Raw genomic sequence first — 17209 nt, 5'->3', positions numbered from 1 at the left:
CGACGTCAGTCATTCAAGAAAAGCATTCCCGGCTTTCGTCGGGAAACGAAAACCCGACTATTCCAGAAGCTTTGGTCCGCCATGGCGGGCCAGCGCGAATTCAAGGCATAAGAAAATGGAACTACGCTGCGCGATACTCGACGACTACCAGGAGGTCGCGCTCAAGATGGCCGACTGGAGCGCGCTTGAAGGCAAGGTGCGGCTGGAGACCTTCCCCGATCATATCGAGCCGGAAGCTTTGGCAGGCAAGCTGGCCGGTTTCGATATCATCGTCGCGATGCGCGAGCGCACCGTCTTCGACGCGGCGCTCCTGTCGCGCCTGCCGAAGCTGAAGCTTCTCGTGACGACGGGCATGGCCAACGCCTCGATCGATACGGAGGCGGCGGAAAAGCTCGGCATCCTCGTCTGCGGCACGCGCGGTGTTGCTGGCCCGGCGGCCGAACTTGCATGGGGCCTGCTTCTGGCGCTCATGCGCAAGATACCGATGGAGGTCGCCAATTTGCGAGCGGGCGGCGACCGCTGGCAATTGGAGGTCGGCAGCGGGCTGCAGGGCAAGACGCTCGGCGTCGTCGGCATCGGTAAGCTCGGCCGGCTCACCTGCGGCTACGGACGAGCCTTCGGCATGGACGTGATCGGCTGGTCGCGCAGCCTCACGCCGGAGAAAAGCCGGGAACTTGGCATCGGGCATGTCGCGACGCTGGACGACCTTCTCGGGCGTTCCGATGTCGTCTGCCTGCAACTGAAGCTGACGGCGGAGACGCACGGTATCATCGGCCGGCGCGAGATCGGTCTGATGCGGCAAGGAGCGATCCTCGTCAACACCGCGCGCGGCCCGCTCGTCGACGAGGCAGCACTGATCGAGGCGCTTCGCAGTGGCAGGCTTGCCGGCGCAGCGCTCGATGTCTTCGATCAGGAACCGCTGCCGCCCGGCCACCCGTTCCGCGCACTGCCGAGTGTCGTGGCAACGCCCCATCTCGGCTACGTGACGGAGGAAACCTACCGCGTCTTTTTCGCCGACGCGGCCGAAGACATCGCGGCCTGGCTTGCCGGCAGGCCGGAACGCACGCTCAATAAGCCGGCGGGGGAAAAAGCATCATGAGCGCAACGGAAGAAGGTCGGAAAAGCGAAGGCGAATACGATTACATCGTCGTCGGCGCCGGTTCGGCCGGTTGCGTGCTCGCCAATCGGCTTTCCGCCGACCCGAAGAACCGAGTTTTGCTGCTCGAAGCCGGCGGCAAGGACAGCTGGCGCTGGATCCATATCCCCATCGGCTATCTCTACTGCATGGGCAATCCGCGCACCGACTGGATGATGCGCACCGAGCCAGACAAGGGGCTGAACGGCCGCTCGCTCGCCTATCCTCGCGGCAAGGTCCTGGGCGGCTGCTCGTCCATCAACGGCATGATCTACATGCGCGGCCAGGCCAACGACTACGACGGCTGGCGCCAGCAAGGCAATGCCGGCTGGGGCTGGGACGACGTGTTGCCTTATTTCAGGAAATCGGAGGACAATTGGCGCGGCTCGGGCGATCTGCACGGCTCAGGCGGCGAATGGCGCGTGGAGAAGCAGCGGCTCTCCTGGCCGATCCTCGACAGTTTCCTCGAGGCCGCGAAGGAACTCGGCATTCCCGAAACCGACGACTTCAACAAGGGCACTAACGAAGGTGCAGGCTATTTCGAAGTCAACCAGAAGCGCGGCATCCGCTGGAGTACCGCAAAAGCGTTCCTGCGGCCCGCTCTTTCCCGACCCAATTTGCGGCTGATCACCGGCGCGCTCACCGAGCGCATCGTCCTGGAGAACGGCCGCGCAAAACACGTCGAATTCACGCAAGGCGGCCAAGCCGCGACCGCAACCGCGAAAGGCGAGATCATCCTGGCGGCCGGCGCGGTCAACACGCCGAAGCTCTTGGAATTGTCGGGTATCGGCAGGGGCGACATCCTCCAGGCACTCGGCATCGATCCCGTCAGGGAACTCCCCGGCGTCGGCGAGAACCTACAGGATCATTTGCAGCTGCGCACGATCTACAGGCTCGGCAATGGCCGCACGCTGAACCAGCGTGTCAACAGCCTGTTCGGCAAGGCGGCGATCGGCCTCGAATACGCACTATTCCAGTCAGGACCGCTTTCCATGGCGCCGAGCCAGTTCGGGATCTTCACCAAAAGCAACCCGCGTCTCGAAACGCCCGACCTCGAATACCATGTCCAGCCGCTCTCGACCGACAAGCTCGGCGACCCGCTGCATCCCTTTCCCGCCGTCACCGCGTCGGTCTGCAATCTGAGGCCCGAAAGCCGTGGCTCGATCCACATGACGGAAGTGAAAGCGGACGCCCACCCTCTCATCCGGCCGAACTATCTGTCGGCGCCGAACGATCGTGCCGTCGCCGTGCGGTCGCTTAAGCTCACGCGCGAGCTGATGAGGACCAAGGCGATCGCCCCCTTCCAGCCGAGCGAGATGCTGCCTGGCGAGAAATTCCAGAGCGACGAGGAGCTTGCGGAGAAGGCGGGCGATATCGGTACGACCATTTTCCACCCGGTCGGCACCTGCAAGATGGGCAGCGATCCGCAGGCGGTGGTGGATGCACGGCTCCGTGTCCAAGGCATCGGTGCGCTCCGCGTGGTCGACGCCTCGATCATGCCGACCATCACCTCGGGCAACACCAACTCGCCGGTCATCATGATCGCCGAAAAGGCATCCGAGATGATCCTCGCGGACGCGCGGGGGTGATAGCCCATCGAGAGTTTAGGGCGACCGCATATGGAATTTGCGTGGGCCTTTACCCCCACCCCTAACCCCTCCCCACAAGGGGGAGGGAGACGCCGGCATCGCTTTCCCAGCTAAAATCTTCAACGTTTGCGCCATGCGGCGCCGGAGTAGAGTCCCCCTCCCCTTGTGGGGAGGGGTTAGGGGTGGGGGTAAATCGCCCTATCCGAAGACCAATGCAACGCCCTGAAAGCGCCGCCGCCCTTCCTCTCTCAGGCGAATTCCACGATCTGCCGAATTGCCGAGCCGTCGGCCAGCCGATCGAAGCCCTCGTTGATGTCATCGAGCTTGAGGCGGTGCGTAAGCAGCCGGTCCACCGGCAACTTGCCCCGCTTGTAAAGGGCAAGAAACCGCGGAATGTCGCGCGACGGCACGCCGGAGCCGATATAGCTCCCCTTGAGGGTGCGCTCCTCGGCGACCAGAGAGACGGCCGGCAGCGATAGCATGGCCTGGGGATGCGGCAGGCCCGCCGTCACGGTTGTGCCGCCGCGGCGGGTGATCTTATAGGCCAGTTCAAGCGCCTTGACCGATCCGGCGAATTCCAATGCGGCTTCAACGCCGCCTCTGGTGGCTTCCCGTATCTTTTCCACAATGTCGGGATCGTCCGCGTTGAAAGCGTGCGTCGCGCCGACCTGTTTCGCGAAATCGAGCTTGGAATCGAGCCGGTCGACGGCGACGATGGTCTCGGCCCCAGCCGCGACCGCCCCGAGGAGGGCGGCCAGTCCCACCCCCCCGAGACCGACCACGGCCACGGAGCCGCCTGGCCTGACATCGCCCGTGTTGAAGACGGCGCCGGCTCCCGTCAACACCGCGCAGCCGATGAGACCCGCCACGTCGAGCGGCAGTTCGGGATCGATCTTGACGAGCGAGCGTCGCGAAACCGTCGCGTATTCGGCGAAGGAGGACACGCCGATATGGTGGAGGAGCTTCTCACTGCCCCGGCGGGAAAGGCGGATGGCACCGCTCAGGAGATCGCCCTTGCCGTTGTGGACGGCGCCCGGTTCGCAAAGCGCCGGCCGGCCTTCCGAACAGGCGGCGCAATGGCCGCAACTCGGCACAAAGACGAAAACCACGTGATCGCCCGGCTTGAGGTCGTCGACATATTCCCCCACTTCCTCGACGACGCCGGACGCCTCGTGTCCCAGCACCATCGGCAGCGGCCGCGGACGATTGCCGTCGATCACCGACAGGTCCGAATGGCAAAGGCCAGCGACCGCCATCTTCACCAGCACCTCACCCGGCCCCGGTCCCTCCAGATCGACTTCCTGCACCTTGAGGGGCAGGGTTCCGGCATAGGGGCGCTCCAGCCCCATTTCCTCCAGGACGGCCGCCTTGATCTTCATTTCCAGTTCCTTCGTTCTTCCGGGCAGGCCGGCATTGGTGGTTCTGCGGCTCGATGCACATACGCATGCATGATCTTTCCCCGGTCGTTTTCTCTACCGAAAACTCCTTACCGGCGCGAGTCCCGCCGGTCCGGACAAAAGGATCCGGACCGCATCGCGGATTGTAGGCCGCTCGTCAGAAACGCCACGCCTTGCGGGACAGCACCATCGTTGCGGCCGCCGCCAGGAAGACTTTCAGGAGATCGCCCGGAAGAAAGGGCAGCACTCCGAGCATCCACGCGTTCGCCCAGCCGACGAATTGCGACAGCCACAGGCATCCCAGGATGTAGATCAGCGCGAGCCCGGCAAGCATCGGCAGCACCGACGCGACGCGCCCCCCGAGCCCGGCGCGCCGGATCCATTCACCGGAAATGAATGCCGCGATCGCAAAGGCGACGAGATAACCTCCCGTCGGGCCGATCAACGACAAAAAACCGGCGCCGCCGTCGGCCGCATTCGCAAACACCGGAAGGCCTGCCGCGCCTTCAACGAGATAGAGTGCAATCATCGCCGCGGCGAGACGCCCGCCGGCGATGCCGGCCAGAAGGAACGTTCCGAACACCTGCATGGTCATCGGCACAGGCCAGAACGGTACGGTCGTCTTTGCGCAAACCACCATCACCAGGCTTCCCGCAACGACCAGAAGCGGAGTGCGAAGAGCAGCGGGAAGAAAGGCTAGTGGCTTGAAGCTTACCGGCCTGAATGTATCTTCCGTTTTCATGAGATACCCCTTGCAATCATAGATAATAAATGAAAATATCTATGAGATTGATCACAATAGGCACTGTATCGGGGGTAATCTCCGAAAGCACGCGAAATCTCTATAGATTATCTATAAATGAATGACCGAACCGACCCCGTTGCATCCCGGATCGCCGCCACGCTGGCCGAGCGCATCGTCTCGGGCGAGTTGTCGCCGGGCGCGCCGCTCAGGCAGGACCATGTGGCGTATGAATTCGGCGCCAGCCATGTGCCCGCGCGCGAGGCATTTCAGATGTTACGGGCGCAGGGCCTTGCTGTTAGCGAACCGCGGCGCGGCATGCGTGTCGCGCCCCTCGACGCGGCGTCGATCCTCGAGGTAGTGGAAATGCGGGCGGCGCTGGAACTGCTTGCCTTTCGTCATGCCGTCCTACGCATGACACTCACGCATATCGCTGCGATCGAGGAGGCCCTGCAGGCCGGCGAAGAAGCCGAAACCCTCCCCGTACGGGAAGCGGCAAACCGCGATTTTCACCGAGCCTTGGTCGAACCTTGCCGTATGCCACGGCTGCTTATCGCGCTTGAGCAGTTGCGTCTTGCCAATTCCCGCATCGTACTTGCCGCCGTTCGCTCGACCTCCTGGCGGTCTCGGTCAAATCACGACCATCGACGTATCGTGGACGCCATCAGAAGCAAGGATTTCGAGCGGGCAGCAGGGCTGCTCAAGGCGCATATTTACGCCTCGGCAGCGATCACAGCGGCTGCAACCGACGAGGCGTGATCAGGCCCGGACGCCGCAAATGAGAAACGCTCTCCCAAGGACGATCCTCTTGTGATATAAACCGGCCGGCCGGTCAATGAATACCCGCACTTCGATTGGCCGGCGGTGGACGACCCGATTTACGGCTGCGCCAAAAGTTAGCCGACGAATTCCCTGGCACGATCGACCATGAAATGGTCCGCTCGGTCGGATTGGATGGAAGAACGAGGAGGCAATCATGGCAAGCATGGCGCCGCGTTGGTTGGAAAGCTATGTCTATGGAGCATGGACGAAGGGTACCGGCCACGGCCAGCCGCTGCTCGACGCCGCCACCGGCGAACCGGTTGCCCTGATCGATTCAAAGGGCCTCGATTTCGAGGAAGTGCTGAATTATGGGCGCGCCGTTGGCGGACCGAAGCTGCGCGCCATGTCGTTCCACGAACGCGCCGGCATGCTGAAGGCACTCGGCCTGGCACTGATGGAGAAGAAGGAAGAATTCTACGCCGAGAGCCTGCACACGGGCGCAACCCGCGCCGATGGCTGGGTGGATATCGAGGGCGGCATCGGCACCATGCTGACATTCGCCTCGAAGGGTCGGCGCGAACTGCCGAACGCGCGCGTTCTGACCGATGGTGATGTGGAACTGCTGTCAAGGGACAACAGCTTCAGCGCGCAGCACATCTATACGCCGTTGCAGGGTGTGGCGGTCCACATCAATGCTTTCAACTTCCCCGTCTGGGGTATGCTGGAGAAGATTTCACCAACTCTGCTGGCCGGCGTTCCCTGCATCGTCAAGCCCGCTTCGCAGACCGCCTACCTTACCGAATTGATGGTGAAGCGGATCGTCGAGACGGGCATACTGCCCGAAGGCGCGCTGCAGTTGATTTCGGGCTCGGTCGGCGAATTGCTCGACCATGTGATCGGGCAGGACGTGGTTACCTTCACCGGTTCGGCCTCGACCGGCCGGAAGCTCAAGGCGCATCCGGCGATCATCACCAACTCCATACGCTTCACCATGGAGGCCGACAGCCTGAACGCCTCTATCCTTGGACCGGATGCCGGGCCTGGTACGCCGGAGTTCGACCTTTTCGTCAAGGAAGTCGCCCGCGAGATGACGGTGAAGGCGGGGCAGAAATGCACCGCCATCCGCCGCGTGATCGCACCACGCGACCATGTCGATGCGCTCGTAGAGGCGCTCGGTGACCGACTCGGCAAGACTGCGCTCGGCCTGCCGAGCGACGAGACGACGCGCATGGGACCGCTTGCCTCGCTCGGCCAACGCGAAGAAGTGCGCGAGCGCATCCGGAATCTTTTGTCGGATGCCGAGATTGTCGCCGGCGATCCGGACGACGTGCGCGTCACGTCGGGAGACGCCGGGAAAGGCGCCTTCCTCAATCCGGTCCTGCTCTATGCGGACAACCCGTTCGGCGCGACCAAGGTGCATGACGTTGAAGCCTTCGGCCCGGTTTCGACGGTGCTGCCTTATGACGATCTCGATCAGGCCGTGGAACTGGCCAGACTCGGCAAAGGGTCGCTCGTTTCGTCGCTATTCACCGACGACCCGAGGGTTGCGGAAGAGGTCGTCATCGGAATGGCCCCGTTCCACGGTCGCGTACTGATCGGAAACCGGCGCTCGGCCAAGAGTTCGACAGGTCACGGCTCGCCGCTGGCGGGTCTCGTCCATGGCGGTCCGGGCCGTGCCGGCGGCGGCGAGGAAATGGGCGGCATACGCGGAATGAAGCACTATATGCAGCGCACCGCCGTGCAGGGTACGCCGCGCCTACTATCGGCCGTGACCGGCCGCTGGATCGAGGGCGCGGACACCGCAGAGGGCGAGCACCCGTTCCGCAAATCGCTGGCGGATCTCAAGATCGGCGACCAGTTGGTGACGGCCAAGCGCCAGGTGACCAAGGAAGATGTCGAGCATTTCGCCCATTTCACGGGCGATACCTTCTATGCCCACATGGACGAAGCGGCGGCCAAGGCCAATCCGTTCTTCGACGATAGGGTGGCGCATGGCTACCTCATCGCCTCCTTTGCCGCCGGGCTGTTTGTCGAGCCCAATCCCGGGCCCGTGCTCGCCAATTACGGCGTCGATCACCTGCGCTTCCTGACGCCGGTCTATTTCGGCGACACACTGCAGGTTCGCCTCACCTGCAAGGAAATCAATCCACGTGAGAACGCCGATCATGGCGAAGTGCGCTGGGATTGCCAGGTGACCAACCAGAAAGGCGAAATCGCGGCGCAGTACGATGTGCTGACGATGGTTGCGAAGGAATGGCCACCGCGGACCCATTGACACCCCTGACGAGGCGGAACGATCGTCGATAATGGCATCGGTCCGCCACAGTGGAACGTCAAACCACGGCCGGCGCCGCGGGATCTCCATTCCACCCGCTGCGAACGGGTCGCGAATCCGGATCGCCTATGTGGCCGGCCAGCCTGGCAACCAGTGCGTGACGGGCATGGACCGGCGTCAAGGTATGATCCGCGTGGCGGAGCAGTAATCGGCCAATGTTGGGAATGGTTCGCAGTCGCTCTCCGTCCGGCCCGAAATGCCGGTCGATTTCCTTGAGGCTGAGATCGCCTTCGGAGGTGGCGATCAGGACGTGCACCCCCCGGTCGGCGAGATCCCGCATCCAGCGTTCCACCGGCCTCGCATGCAGGAACGCAGACGGCCGCGCGTTCGCCAGCGTCGTCTTGATTGCTTCCAGGCCGCGCCGGACAAAGAGCCGGCTGTTTTTTGACGTCACCATCTTGAATGCCGACAGATATTCTGGCCGGCGGGTTTCTTGCGGTTCGGCCTTGGAAAATTCCCGATCCGCCTTCGCGGCTTCGTATGCTTTCCATACCGTCATGTCCAAGGCGTAGGAACTGTTCCAGGAAAAGCAAAGAGGATTGATCATGACCAGCCGGTGGACACGCTTGTCCGCTCGCGCCGCATGAAATGCCTGAAACGCGCCCGAACAGATGCCGGCAAGGCTCACGCCCACGAGACCGTTCCGCTCGAGCCAATCGATGGCGCAGCTTACATCGGCGCTGCCGCGCGCATCGTAGAGGAAAAGCCGCTCTTCCCGAGGCGCATCACTCTGGCCGAGACCGGGAAGATCGATCCTGAGCGAGGCGAGGCCTTCGGTGGCGAGCATCCGGGCCGATTCCACCGTGCCGCGTGCCCATCCGACATGTGGCACCGCGCCTGAATTCAGGAAGAGGACCGTATCCTTGATTTTCCTGCCGCCCGCTGGGCGACACAATACGCCGCATATGTTCGGGGTGGGCCCGATCACCACCGGCTCCTCCTCGTAGTCGGAAGCCCGGAGAGCCGGAACACCGATGTCGAGGACGGGTTTGACCGAGTGTCCCTCCCCGGAATGGTCACGGACCCAGTCGGCGCAACGCTCGATGACGGAAGCCGGAATCCTGTTTGCCGTCGGGTCGCACATCAGGCGGCCGTAGCCTTCGAATTCATCGAAGACAACACTGGCAGGCAACCCGGCGGAATCGCCCGCCCATTTCGACAGCGCCGGCGTCTGTAAGGAGGTCACGACCAGCACCGGTAACCCTGAAGGTCCCGGCGCAACCTCTGGCCAGCCGAGCGCGCCGAGATTGGAAAGCGTTTCGGTCGAAAGCCGGAAGCCGGCTACCGTGCGGCCGTCGAACGGCTCCGTGCCCGTTTCGCTGGATGGCAGCGCCGCGTCGATCATGCGCGACAGCGCCGTCATCTCACGGACATAGGCCTTGCCAGATGCCGGCGGTGCGAGAAGCACAAGACCCGCAATATCGTCCCGGCGTTCGACGGCAAGCGGAGCCAGCAGGGCGCCGAGCCGGAAGCCGATGACGATCACCTGCGTGACGCCCGTCTGCCGCTTCAACTCATCTGCCGCGGTGCCTATACTGTCGACCCAGGCGGCAACCCGGCCGGGCGCTGCATGGTCGCCCGCGGCATCGCCGCAGCCGGGATAGTCGAATTGCAGGACAGGAGAGCCCGACTGCGCGATATGGTCCGCCAGAAGCGTGAGGAACCGGCGGCTGCACAGATCCTCGAAGCCATGGGCTCCCGCGATCACGACGCCGCAATCTCCGTCCGCTTCTTTCAGCCAGCCGATCGTGTCGTTGAAGACGAGCGGTTTCATCGCTGCCCTCTCATCCGAGACCCGAGAATCGCAGGCGCGGCCGACGAGTCGCCGACCGTCGCATAGTCCGCGTGACGGTCGCCGTTGAGGGCGCTCACAACGCCGTATGGCGCCGGCGCATCCGCAGGCCCGACAAGCAGGATAGTCTTTTCGACATCCGGGATCAGGTGGAAATAGTCCTCTTCGCTTCGGTAGATCCCGTCGGCGATGTGGACGTAGTAGGCCGCTCGCCGGCAGGAAACCGCCAGGCGCCATTCGCCGTCGCCGCCTTCGACGCGGGCACGAAGTCCGACATCGGTCCTCATGGTCATTGCTCCCGGCAGCAGGTGAAAGGCTTCGGCGAGAACCGCGCCCGCCTCATCCTCGAAGCGTGCGACCGTGACTTCATGCGCGGCCGGACCGAAGCGGTAGGCTTGGGAAATGTCGAAAAAAGCGCCGAGAAGGTCGAAGGCGGAGAGGGTCACCCCGCCATGGCCGTCAATGTTTACCGTCCGGCTGCCGGCAACCACCGGCGTGGCGCCGTCGCGCAGGCAGCTAAGCCGCAGCGTGCCGGCGACCGCATCCGGCCCGTCATTGACGAGGTGCACGCCAAGCCCGTTGACGCCCTCGTCGGTGAGGATGAGCCGTAGGGGCCGGAAGGCGCGCTTCAGCGCATGCCAGACGGATTTCGGCCGTCCTGTCGCGTCGAGAGCGCCCCAGCCGGCCCCGACCTGCAGGTCTTTCCAAAACAGCATCAGCGCACCGGCGGTCGGCGAGACCGGCCGCCGCCATTCGTCGACGGTCCGCTCGGCGATCTCCGCCGTCACCGCGCGTGACAGTTCGAGATAACGGGCGCCATCCTCGATGCGAAGCCGCCGCGCATCCACGCCGAACAGATGCTCAAGGTAATGGTCCCTGACATCCTCGAAATCCCACGAGGCGCCCGCATCGCGCGGCGTCGCCACCTTCCAGCGCGGATCGTGCAGCGGCTGGACCGGCAGATGCGCGTCGAGCGTCGCCTGATCGGGCACATTGGCGAAGGCCAGGCACTCACTGGCAAAGCGGACCTCCGCGCGACGCGCATCCTCCAGCGGCCGGCAATAGGCGCCGACGCCGTAATAATGCGTCGGCCCGCCATCGGCGGTGAACGGCAGGCTGCCGCCGCAGGGTGACGACGGCACTAGGACGATATCCGGGCGCAGCTTCCCCGCTACCGGCCGGACAATTGTTTCGAACCAGGGTGTCGGATCGATCTGCGCCGGAAGACCCATCATAGCGGCCTGCTGGGCGATCTCGCTGCCACCGCAAAGCACCGCCAGCGAGGGCGAGTGCCGCAGCCGCTTCAACAGCGCGCCGGTTTCCGCTGCAAGGGCGGCGCACCAATCCTCATCTTTGGACGGATAGTCGAAATTGGCCAGCATCAGGTCCTGCCAGACGAAAATGCCGAATTCATCGCAGAGCCGGTGAAATGCATCGGCTTCATAGACGAAGGTGCCGGCGACGCGCAGCATGTTGACGCCGGCCTCCAACGCCAGGCGAAGATCATTCGCCAGCATATCCGGCCGTGCCGGAAGTCGTACCGGATCGCTCGGCGTCCAGACGGCGCCGCGGCAGAACACCGGCACGCCATTGACGACGAGCTGAAAGCCGCGCCCGTCCGTGCCGTGATCGAGTTCGATGCGGCGGAACCCCACACGGCCCAGCCGAACGGTGGTCGCGCCCAGCGTCGCGGTGACCGTGTGCAATGCCGGATCACCATGGGTATGCGGCCACCAAGCCGCGACATCCGCGATCTCGAGCCGTGCCTTCAACCGAGCACCGGAAGGCCCCAGCTTCGCCGTTACGCCCGCGCAGGTCACGGTCGCAGCCCGGCCTTCGGGAAGCGGCTCACCAAGCGTCAGAAAGACATCCAGGATGCCGGTCCTACCATCGAGGGCGGCATGCATTTCCGTTTCGACGATAGGTTTGTCCGCTGCATCGCGAACCAGCCGGACCGGACGCCAGGGACCCACGACATCGATTTTCGGACACCAGCAGGACATGTGACCGATCAGCGTCGTGCGGACGAGCCGCAGGCGCTGATCGTCGATCATGCGCGGCTTCCAGCGCGCCCGCGGCCCCTTCAGCCCTTCGAGATACCGGTCGAGGCTTCTAAACGCGATCGACAGCGTCTCGCCGCCCACAAGCGTGAGCGCTGCTTCCCGCGGCGCGAACATCGAGGTCGACCTGAAAAGAAGACGGTCGTCGATGTAAACCTCGGCAATCGTCGCCAGACCTTCGAAAACAAGACGCACAGGCCCCACCGCATCGAGCCGGCGCCGATACCAGATATCCTTGTCGTGCAACGGCGCTGGCACGGAGCGATGCCAAAGCCCATGGGCCTCGAGCGAGGCAGCGGCTGTGCCGGGACACTCAGCGTCAAGCCATTCGGCAGCCGGATCGATGGCGCCAGGAGATACCCAGGCGCCAGCCGGCGAGACGGCAAGGCGCCACCCGCTTTCCAGCGACTCGACTGTTCCGTCGATCGACAGTGCCTCGCCCACTTGTATCTCCCCGCTCCCGGACCCCGTCGGTTCAGGCGGCTTTGTAGCTCAGCTCAGGCGCGATTTTCACGTCGAGGACGTGCATCGTCACGTCGTAGGCTGCAGCCATCGGAGCCAGCATCTCGGCGAGCCCGTCGAAGCGCCGCCGCGCCATGGCGCGCGCTAGCTTGAACTGCATCGTCTTGGAGCCTTCCGAAATCGAGCCGGCCGCCTCCGCCGCCCGCTCAAGGCCGTGCAAGCCGTGAACACCGAGCCATGCGATATGGCTCGAAAGCAGTTCGAAATTCGCGCCGAGCTGACGCAGCGTATTGAAGGCGTAGGTATGGAAATATTCCGGCTGCCGTTCGGCAAGCGCCGCCGCATGCCCGGCGAAGGTTTCGGCGTAGGCGGCGATCGGGTTCGTTTTCGGCCGCCTTGCCAGATGGTGGGAAAGCAGGCATCGCGCAGTCCGCACCAGATCCTTCGAACACGGGGTGCGTCCGAATTTCATGAACTCCGAATAGGGGAAGAGTGGCAATCCGTTCGCTTCGTCGCGTTCGGGGAACAGCGCGTCGTAGTCGGCACCCTGCAGCGTGAAGTAGCCGGCATTGTGGAAATATTCCATGCGCCGGCTTTCCGGATCGAGCGCGTTGATGCCGATCGAGGACTTGGAATGCGAGATCCGATAGCTCACGCCGCGCGTATCCGGCAGGTAGAAAGCATCGACCTCGACCATTGGGAGGCGGTTTCGGTCGATCTGCGTCATGACACGCGCATCGAGCCGGTCGAAGATCGCCAATTCCTCGATATCGATACCGTAGAGCCGCTGCAGGTCGGCGGTCGGGAACTTGAAGAAAGTGAAATGATCGCCCTCGAAGTCCTGCATCACCGTGAAGCCAAGCGCCGCGGCCGGTTCATGACCGGAAGCGTGGAGAACCTCGATCAGGAGGTCGACGTAGCAGTTGGTCTCCGGCCAGCGCCGCTCGGCGTCATGCAGGAAACTCGACCGGTAGGTAGCCGGATCAAGGCCGGGAATGACCTGCCGCATGCTCACGCTCCCCAAAGGGCATGGCGGACCTTGACCGGCCACGTCGCAACGTCAGGCCCGTGGTGCCGGAACAGCGCCAGCGCCACGCGCTCCAGCCCGAAGCCGACGCAGCCCGAATGACAGAAGGTCCCGTCGGCGAAGCGGATGCCCCAGCTTTGCCCAAAATGATCCTGGTGGTTGTTGAACGACAAGCAGGCGGTCGGCTTCTCAATACTCGTCACGGGTATCAGAAGCTCGAATTTCAGCGTCTGGTCGCGCTGGCTGTTGGCCATCATCTTTCCGGCGCGCCCGAAGAACGGGTCGTTGGCGACCTCGATCTCGCAGGGCAGGTCGAGTTCTTCGACGATCCGCCTGCCGCGCTCCATCCAGCTCTTCTGGAATGCCTGCACCTGTTCGTTGGTGCCGATCCTTATATATTCGCGCTGGCGAAAGAGCTGCATGCGCGCCGGGTCCTTCGATGGCTCATGCCGGAAGCAGTAGGAGGACAGTTCGTAGAGAAGTCCCTCCGCCGGCACCGGCCCCTGCCGGGCGACCGTCGGATAGAGCGGATAGCAGGCCGCCGGCGTCATCGCGACCTCGGTCGCCTCCTGCATCTCCGTCCAGTCCTCGCCCTTCTCCATCATGCCGAGCAGCCGCGCATGATCGCGCTCGTCGCCCATGAAGGAGTGGACGCAGCCCGCAAGCTGGGGAAAGCTTTTCATGTAGCCGGTCTTTTCCAGCGCCGCCCGCGCCATGCCTGGCGGGAAATGGATGCGCGTCGCCTTGTCCGGGCCGCCGACCTTGAGAACGATCTTCTCGAAGCGTTCGATCACGTCCTCGAAGGTGCCGGAGCGGCCGTAAAGGCCGTCGACGCCGGATTCGAACAGGATGCCATTGTCGAACAGATTATCGAGCAGGGTCTTGGCATCGAATGTCTTGGCGTCCATCTCAAGCCCCCCGAGGAGAATCAAACAGAGACGTATCGAAGCGGCTCATGAGAAGCAGCGTCGAGGTGTTGGAAAGAATGCGGTCGTTGGAGATCATCACGGCGGCCGACGTCACGTCACGCAGATGACGGCCGACGCTGAAGGGCGTGCCGTTCTTGTAGCCGAGGATGCCGGTGATCAGCATGGCGACACGCACCACTTCCGCGGCCTTCTCGCTGCTGGCGACCTTCAGCGCGTTGATCTCGGCGGCGAAGCCGATCGACGAGAGGTCGTCATCGTCCTGCTGGGCGGTCTCGAAGCGATGGATTGCCGCGACCAGATGCCCCTTCATCTCCTGCAGCATCGCGGCTGCCTCCGAGAGACGCAGTGCGCCGGGAGGCGTCACGTTCGGTTGCTTGCGTGCCGCCGCCTTGACGAAGGCCTGAGCGCGCGCGAACGCATCGGCCGCGATGCCGAACCATGTCGCGGCCCAGTAGATGTGCGAACTCGCCAGCATGGACTGCGCCGCGATCTCGGAGAACGGCTTCGGAAAGATCTGTGCCGCATCGCCCGCTGCCGTTAGCAGGAAGCCGTCGGAACACGTGCCGCGCATGCCGAGCGTGTCCCAAACGGACTTGCGCTCCAGCGAACGGTCGCTATCGGCCGGGATAACAACCATGACCTGGTCGGAATGGGCGGCATCAGGCGCGCGGCGCGCCGTCGCCAGGATCGCGTCGGCATTGGCACCGTAGGAAATCACCGTCGCGTCCTTGGTGAGCGAGAAGCGCCGATCCGCAACCTCGACAGCGCAGATCGAATTCCTGAGATTGCCGCCGATGCCGGCTTCCGAGGTGGCCGAGGCAAGCAGGAGTTGTTCGTCCGCCACACGCCGCATGAAGGCGCGGTGCCACTCGCTGGTCACGCCATGTGTCGCCAGGCTGGAAACCTGGATCTGATGCATCGCATAGACCATCGCACTCGATCCGCAGGCCTGGGCGAGCTGGACGACCAGGTCCGCGACGGCTGCGGTGCCGAGCCCCTCGCCACCCAGTTCGGCAGGAATGGCAACCCCGAGCAGACGTCCGTGTTTCAGCGCCTCCGCTGTTTCCAGCGGAAACCGGCCCTCCCGATCGACCGTATCGACGGCTTCGGCCGCAATAGCGACGACACGCGCCATGCGATCGGCGGCGCTCTCCGCGGGCGACAACGCCAGCGGATCGCTGATCTTCCCCATCACGTTCATTGGATCAGACCGATTCGACCGTGAGTTCCGAGACAGCCGCGGCGATGCTGGCGATCGACGAAAAGGTTCGCCGGGTCAGCATTTGCTCGGGAAACTCGATGTCGAATTCCTCCTCGATCGCCAGCATCATCTGGACGGAGGCGAAGGACGTCAGTCCCGCATCGTAAAGATTAGCGGTGTCTGACATCGCCTCGAAATCAATGGGAATCATCGAATTCTGCGCGAGAAGCGTGCGGATTCTGTCGATCATTGGTGAGCCACCCCGATTATGATTTTCCGTTTCCATCGCACGGCCAGAGCGACCGTTCCGTTAACGGCGGGGATGGTCTTATTTTGTGCTTAAATCCCGGTGACGAAATTCGATAGAATTCTACCGGCTACAAGTATCGTTCTGGAACGAGCTCGAAACACCGCAACAAGAGCGTTGCTGCGTTCTTGCCGCCTCAGGCCTCGCCGTGACCGGCGATCATCATCGCCTCGAGCGCCAGCCGCTCCGTCTTCTTCAAGCGCTCCGATTCCGACTTGAGCTGGCCGCAGGCGGCGAGGATGTCGCGTCCGCGCGGCGTACGGATCGGCGAGGCATAGCCTGCGGAATTTATAGTGTCGGCAAATTTCTCGATCGTCTCCCAGTCGGAGCATTGATAGTTCGTGCCCGGCCAGGGATTGAAGGGAATGAGGTTGATCTTCGCCGGGATGCCTTTAAGGAGCCGCACCAGTTCCTTGGCGTCGGTAAGGCTGTCGTTGACGTCCTTCAGCATCACATATTCGAAGGTGATGCGGCGAGCATTCGACAGGCCCGGATAGGCCCGGCAGGCGGCGAGCAGTTCGTTGAGCGGATATTTCTTGTTGATCGGCACCAGAAGGTCACGCAGATCGTCGCGCACGGCATGCAGCGAGATGGCCAACATGACACCGATCTCCTCGCCCGTGCGGGAGATCCCCGGCACGACGCCGGAGGTGGAAAGCGTGATGCGCCGCTTCGACAACGACAGGCCGTCACCGTCGGCGGCAATCAACAACGCCTTCTTCACTTCCTCGAAATTATAGAGCGGCTCGCCCATCCCCATCATGACGATGTTGGAGACCTTGCGGCCTTCGGCCGGCACGATGGCGCCGGCGGGCGTGTCGCGGTCGGGAAAGTCGCCGAGCCGGTCACGCGCCGTCAGCAGCTGGGCGAGGATTTCCTCGGCGGTGAGGTTGCGCACGAGTTTCTGCGTCCCGGTGTGGCAGAACGAGCAGGTGAGCGTGCAGCCGACCTGGCTGGAGATGCACAGCGTCCCACGTCCTTCCTCGGGGATATAGACGGTCTCGATCTCGACCGGCCTCCCCGCCCCGCGCGCGGGAAACCGGAACAGCCATTTGCGCGTGCCGTCGTTGGAAATCTGCTCCTCGACGATTTCGGGCCGCGCGGCAGTGAAGCGTTCCGCGAGCGTCGTCCGCAGATCCCGGGAAATATTGAGCATGTCGGCGAAGTCGGAGACGCCACGCACGTAGAGCCAGTGCCAGAGTTGCTGCACGCGCATCCGGACCTGCCGCTCGGGCACGCCGGCAGCGACGAGCGCCTCGGCCATGTCGGCGCGGGAGAGTCCGATCAGGGACTGTTTCTCCCGGTGGCGCGCGCGCGCCTGCATGGCGAGGGCATCGCGGGCGGCATGATCGGCAAGGTCGAGCGAAACGGTCATAGGTTCACGAAATGGCAAAACGCGCCAAACGGCGTTCGGCGCGCACATAGCACGGCAGATGGGGAGCGTCACGCGGCAACGCAAGCTGTCGCGCTC

The 17209-nt window shown here is 63.6% G+C and carries 13 protein-coding genes; 4 read left to right on the top strand and 9 right to left on the bottom strand.

Annotated elements, in window-relative coordinates:
- Nucleotides 1–115 precede the first annotated feature (115 nt).
- On the top strand, nucleotides 116–1099 hold the full coding sequence (locus tag RBH77_RS05420) for a D-2-hydroxyacid dehydrogenase family protein (protein WP_311031103.1): 984 nt from the start codon (nucleotides 116–118) through the stop codon (nucleotides 1097–1099).
- Entirely contained in the window at nucleotides 1096–2724 is a 1629-nt protein-coding gene (locus RBH77_RS05415) for a GMC family oxidoreductase (protein WP_311031102.1), read from the top strand. The genes RBH77_RS05420 and RBH77_RS05415 overlap by 4 nt, the downstream gene beginning before the upstream one ends.
- 248 nt (nucleotides 2725–2972) lie before the next feature.
- On the opposite strand, the gene RBH77_RS05410 is transcribed toward RBH77_RS05415, so the two are convergent.
- Nucleotides 2973–4103, bottom strand: coding sequence for a zinc-dependent alcohol dehydrogenase family protein (locus RBH77_RS05410; RefSeq protein ID WP_311031101.1), 1131 nt, complete (start codon nucleotides 4101–4103; stop codon nucleotides 2973–2975).
- Between the two features lie 175 nt (nucleotides 4104–4278).
- On the bottom strand, nucleotides 4279–4863 hold the full coding sequence (locus tag RBH77_RS05405) for a biotin transporter BioY (protein ID WP_311031100.1): 585 nt from the start codon (nucleotides 4861–4863) through the stop codon (nucleotides 4279–4281).
- A gap of 117 nt (nucleotides 4864–4980) precedes the next feature.
- Here RBH77_RS05405 and RBH77_RS05400 point away from each other — a divergent pair, with 117 nt between their 5' ends.
- On the top strand, nucleotides 4981–5622 hold the full coding sequence (locus RBH77_RS05400; RefSeq protein WP_311031099.1) for a GntR family transcriptional regulator: 642 nt from the start codon (nucleotides 4981–4983) through the stop codon (nucleotides 5620–5622).
- Between the two features lie 217 nt (nucleotides 5623–5839).
- A complete protein-coding gene (gene paaZ, locus RBH77_RS05395; RefSeq protein ID WP_311031098.1) occupies nucleotides 5840–7900 on the top strand; it encodes a phenylacetic acid degradation bifunctional protein PaaZ in 2061 nt (686 codons plus the stop codon).
- A gap of 58 nt (nucleotides 7901–7958) precedes the next feature.
- On the opposite strand, the gene RBH77_RS05390 is transcribed toward paaZ, so the two are convergent.
- From RBH77_RS05390 to rlmN, 7 genes are all read right to left on the bottom strand, one after another.
- A complete protein-coding gene (locus RBH77_RS05390) occupies nucleotides 7959–9734 on the bottom strand; it encodes an alpha/beta fold hydrolase (protein ID WP_311031097.1) in 1776 nt (591 codons plus the stop codon).
- Nucleotides 9731–12256, bottom strand: coding sequence for a glycoside hydrolase family 2 protein (locus tag RBH77_RS05385; RefSeq protein ID WP_311031096.1), 2526 nt, complete (start codon nucleotides 12254–12256; stop codon nucleotides 9731–9733). Before RBH77_RS05385 ends, RBH77_RS05390 begins: the two co-directional genes overlap by 4 nt.
- 31 nt (nucleotides 12257–12287) lie before the next feature.
- On the bottom strand, nucleotides 12288–13283 hold the full coding sequence (locus tag RBH77_RS05380) for a DUF1839 family protein (protein WP_311031095.1): 996 nt from the start codon (nucleotides 13281–13283) through the stop codon (nucleotides 12288–12290).
- 2 nt (nucleotides 13284–13285) lie between these two features.
- A complete protein-coding gene (locus RBH77_RS05375; protein ID WP_311031094.1) occupies nucleotides 13286–14209 on the bottom strand; it encodes an amino acid--[acyl-carrier-protein] ligase in 924 nt (307 codons plus the stop codon).
- Between the two features lies 1 nt (nucleotide 14210).
- Nucleotides 14211–15422: an acyl-CoA dehydrogenase family protein gene (locus RBH77_RS05370; protein ID WP_311031093.1), complete on the bottom strand. Its 1212-nt coding sequence runs from the start codon at nucleotides 15420–15422 to the stop codon at nucleotides 14211–14213.
- 13 nt (nucleotides 15423–15435) lie between these two features.
- On the bottom strand, nucleotides 15436–15681 hold the full coding sequence (locus tag RBH77_RS05365) for an acyl carrier protein (protein WP_311031092.1): 246 nt from the start codon (nucleotides 15679–15681) through the stop codon (nucleotides 15436–15438).
- Nucleotides 15682–15874: 193 nt separating this feature from the next.
- Nucleotides 15875–17113, bottom strand: coding sequence for a dual-specificity RNA methyltransferase RlmN (gene rlmN, locus RBH77_RS05360; RefSeq protein ID WP_311031091.1), 1239 nt, complete (start codon nucleotides 17111–17113; stop codon nucleotides 15875–15877).
- Between the last annotated feature and the right edge of the window lie 96 nt (nucleotides 17114–17209).

This window comes from Mesorhizobium koreense (assembly GCF_031656215.1).
GTDB lineage: Bacteria > Pseudomonadota > Alphaproteobacteria > Rhizobiales > Rhizobiaceae > Mesorhizobium_L > Mesorhizobium_L koreense.
The sequence above is the reverse complement of the archived record's forward strand: the minus strand, read 5'-3'. Positions and strand labels throughout refer to the sequence as shown.

What these genes read in the sequence shown, in the direction of transcription:
- RBH77_RS05420 (WP_311031103.1), top strand. Translation starts at nt 116, where the DNA reads ATGGAACTACGCTGCGCGATACTCGACGACTACCAGGAGGTCGCGCTC.
- RBH77_RS05415 (WP_311031102.1), top strand. Translation starts at nt 1,096, where the DNA reads ATGAGCGCAACGGAAGAAGGTCGGAAAAGCGAAGGCGAATACGATTAC.
- RBH77_RS05410 (WP_311031101.1), bottom strand. Translation starts at nt 4,103, where the DNA reads ATGAAGATCAAGGCGGCCGTCCTGGAGGAAATGGGGCTGGAGCGCCCC.
- RBH77_RS05405 (WP_311031100.1), bottom strand. Translation starts at nt 4,863, where the DNA reads ATGAAAACGGAAGATACATTCAGGCCGGTAAGCTTCAAGCCACTAGCC.
- RBH77_RS05400 (WP_311031099.1), top strand. Translation starts at nt 4,981, where the DNA reads ATGAATGACCGAACCGACCCCGTTGCATCCCGGATCGCCGCCACGCTG.
- paaZ (WP_311031098.1), top strand. Translation starts at nt 5,840, where the DNA reads ATGGCAAGCATGGCGCCGCGTTGGTTGGAAAGCTATGTCTATGGAGCA.
- RBH77_RS05390 (WP_311031097.1), bottom strand. Translation starts at nt 9,734, where the DNA reads ATGAAACCGCTCGTCTTCAACGACACGATCGGCTGGCTGAAAGAAGCG.
- RBH77_RS05380 (WP_311031095.1), bottom strand. Translation starts at nt 13,283, where the DNA reads ATGCGGCAGGTCATTCCCGGCCTTGATCCGGCTACCTACCGGTCGAGT.
- RBH77_RS05375 (WP_311031094.1), bottom strand. Translation starts at nt 14,209, where the DNA reads ATGGACGCCAAGACATTCGATGCCAAGACCCTGCTCGATAATCTGTTC.
- RBH77_RS05370 (WP_311031093.1), bottom strand. Translation starts at nt 15,422, where the DNA reads ATGGGGAAGATCAGCGATCCGCTGGCGTTGTCGCCCGCGGAGAGCGCC.
- RBH77_RS05365 (WP_311031092.1), bottom strand. Translation starts at nt 15,681, where the DNA reads ATGATCGACAGAATCCGCACGCTTCTCGCGCAGAATTCGATGATTCCC.
- rlmN (WP_311031091.1), bottom strand. Translation starts at nt 17,113, where the DNA reads ATGACCGTTTCGCTCGACCTTGCCGATCATGCCGCCCGCGATGCCCTC.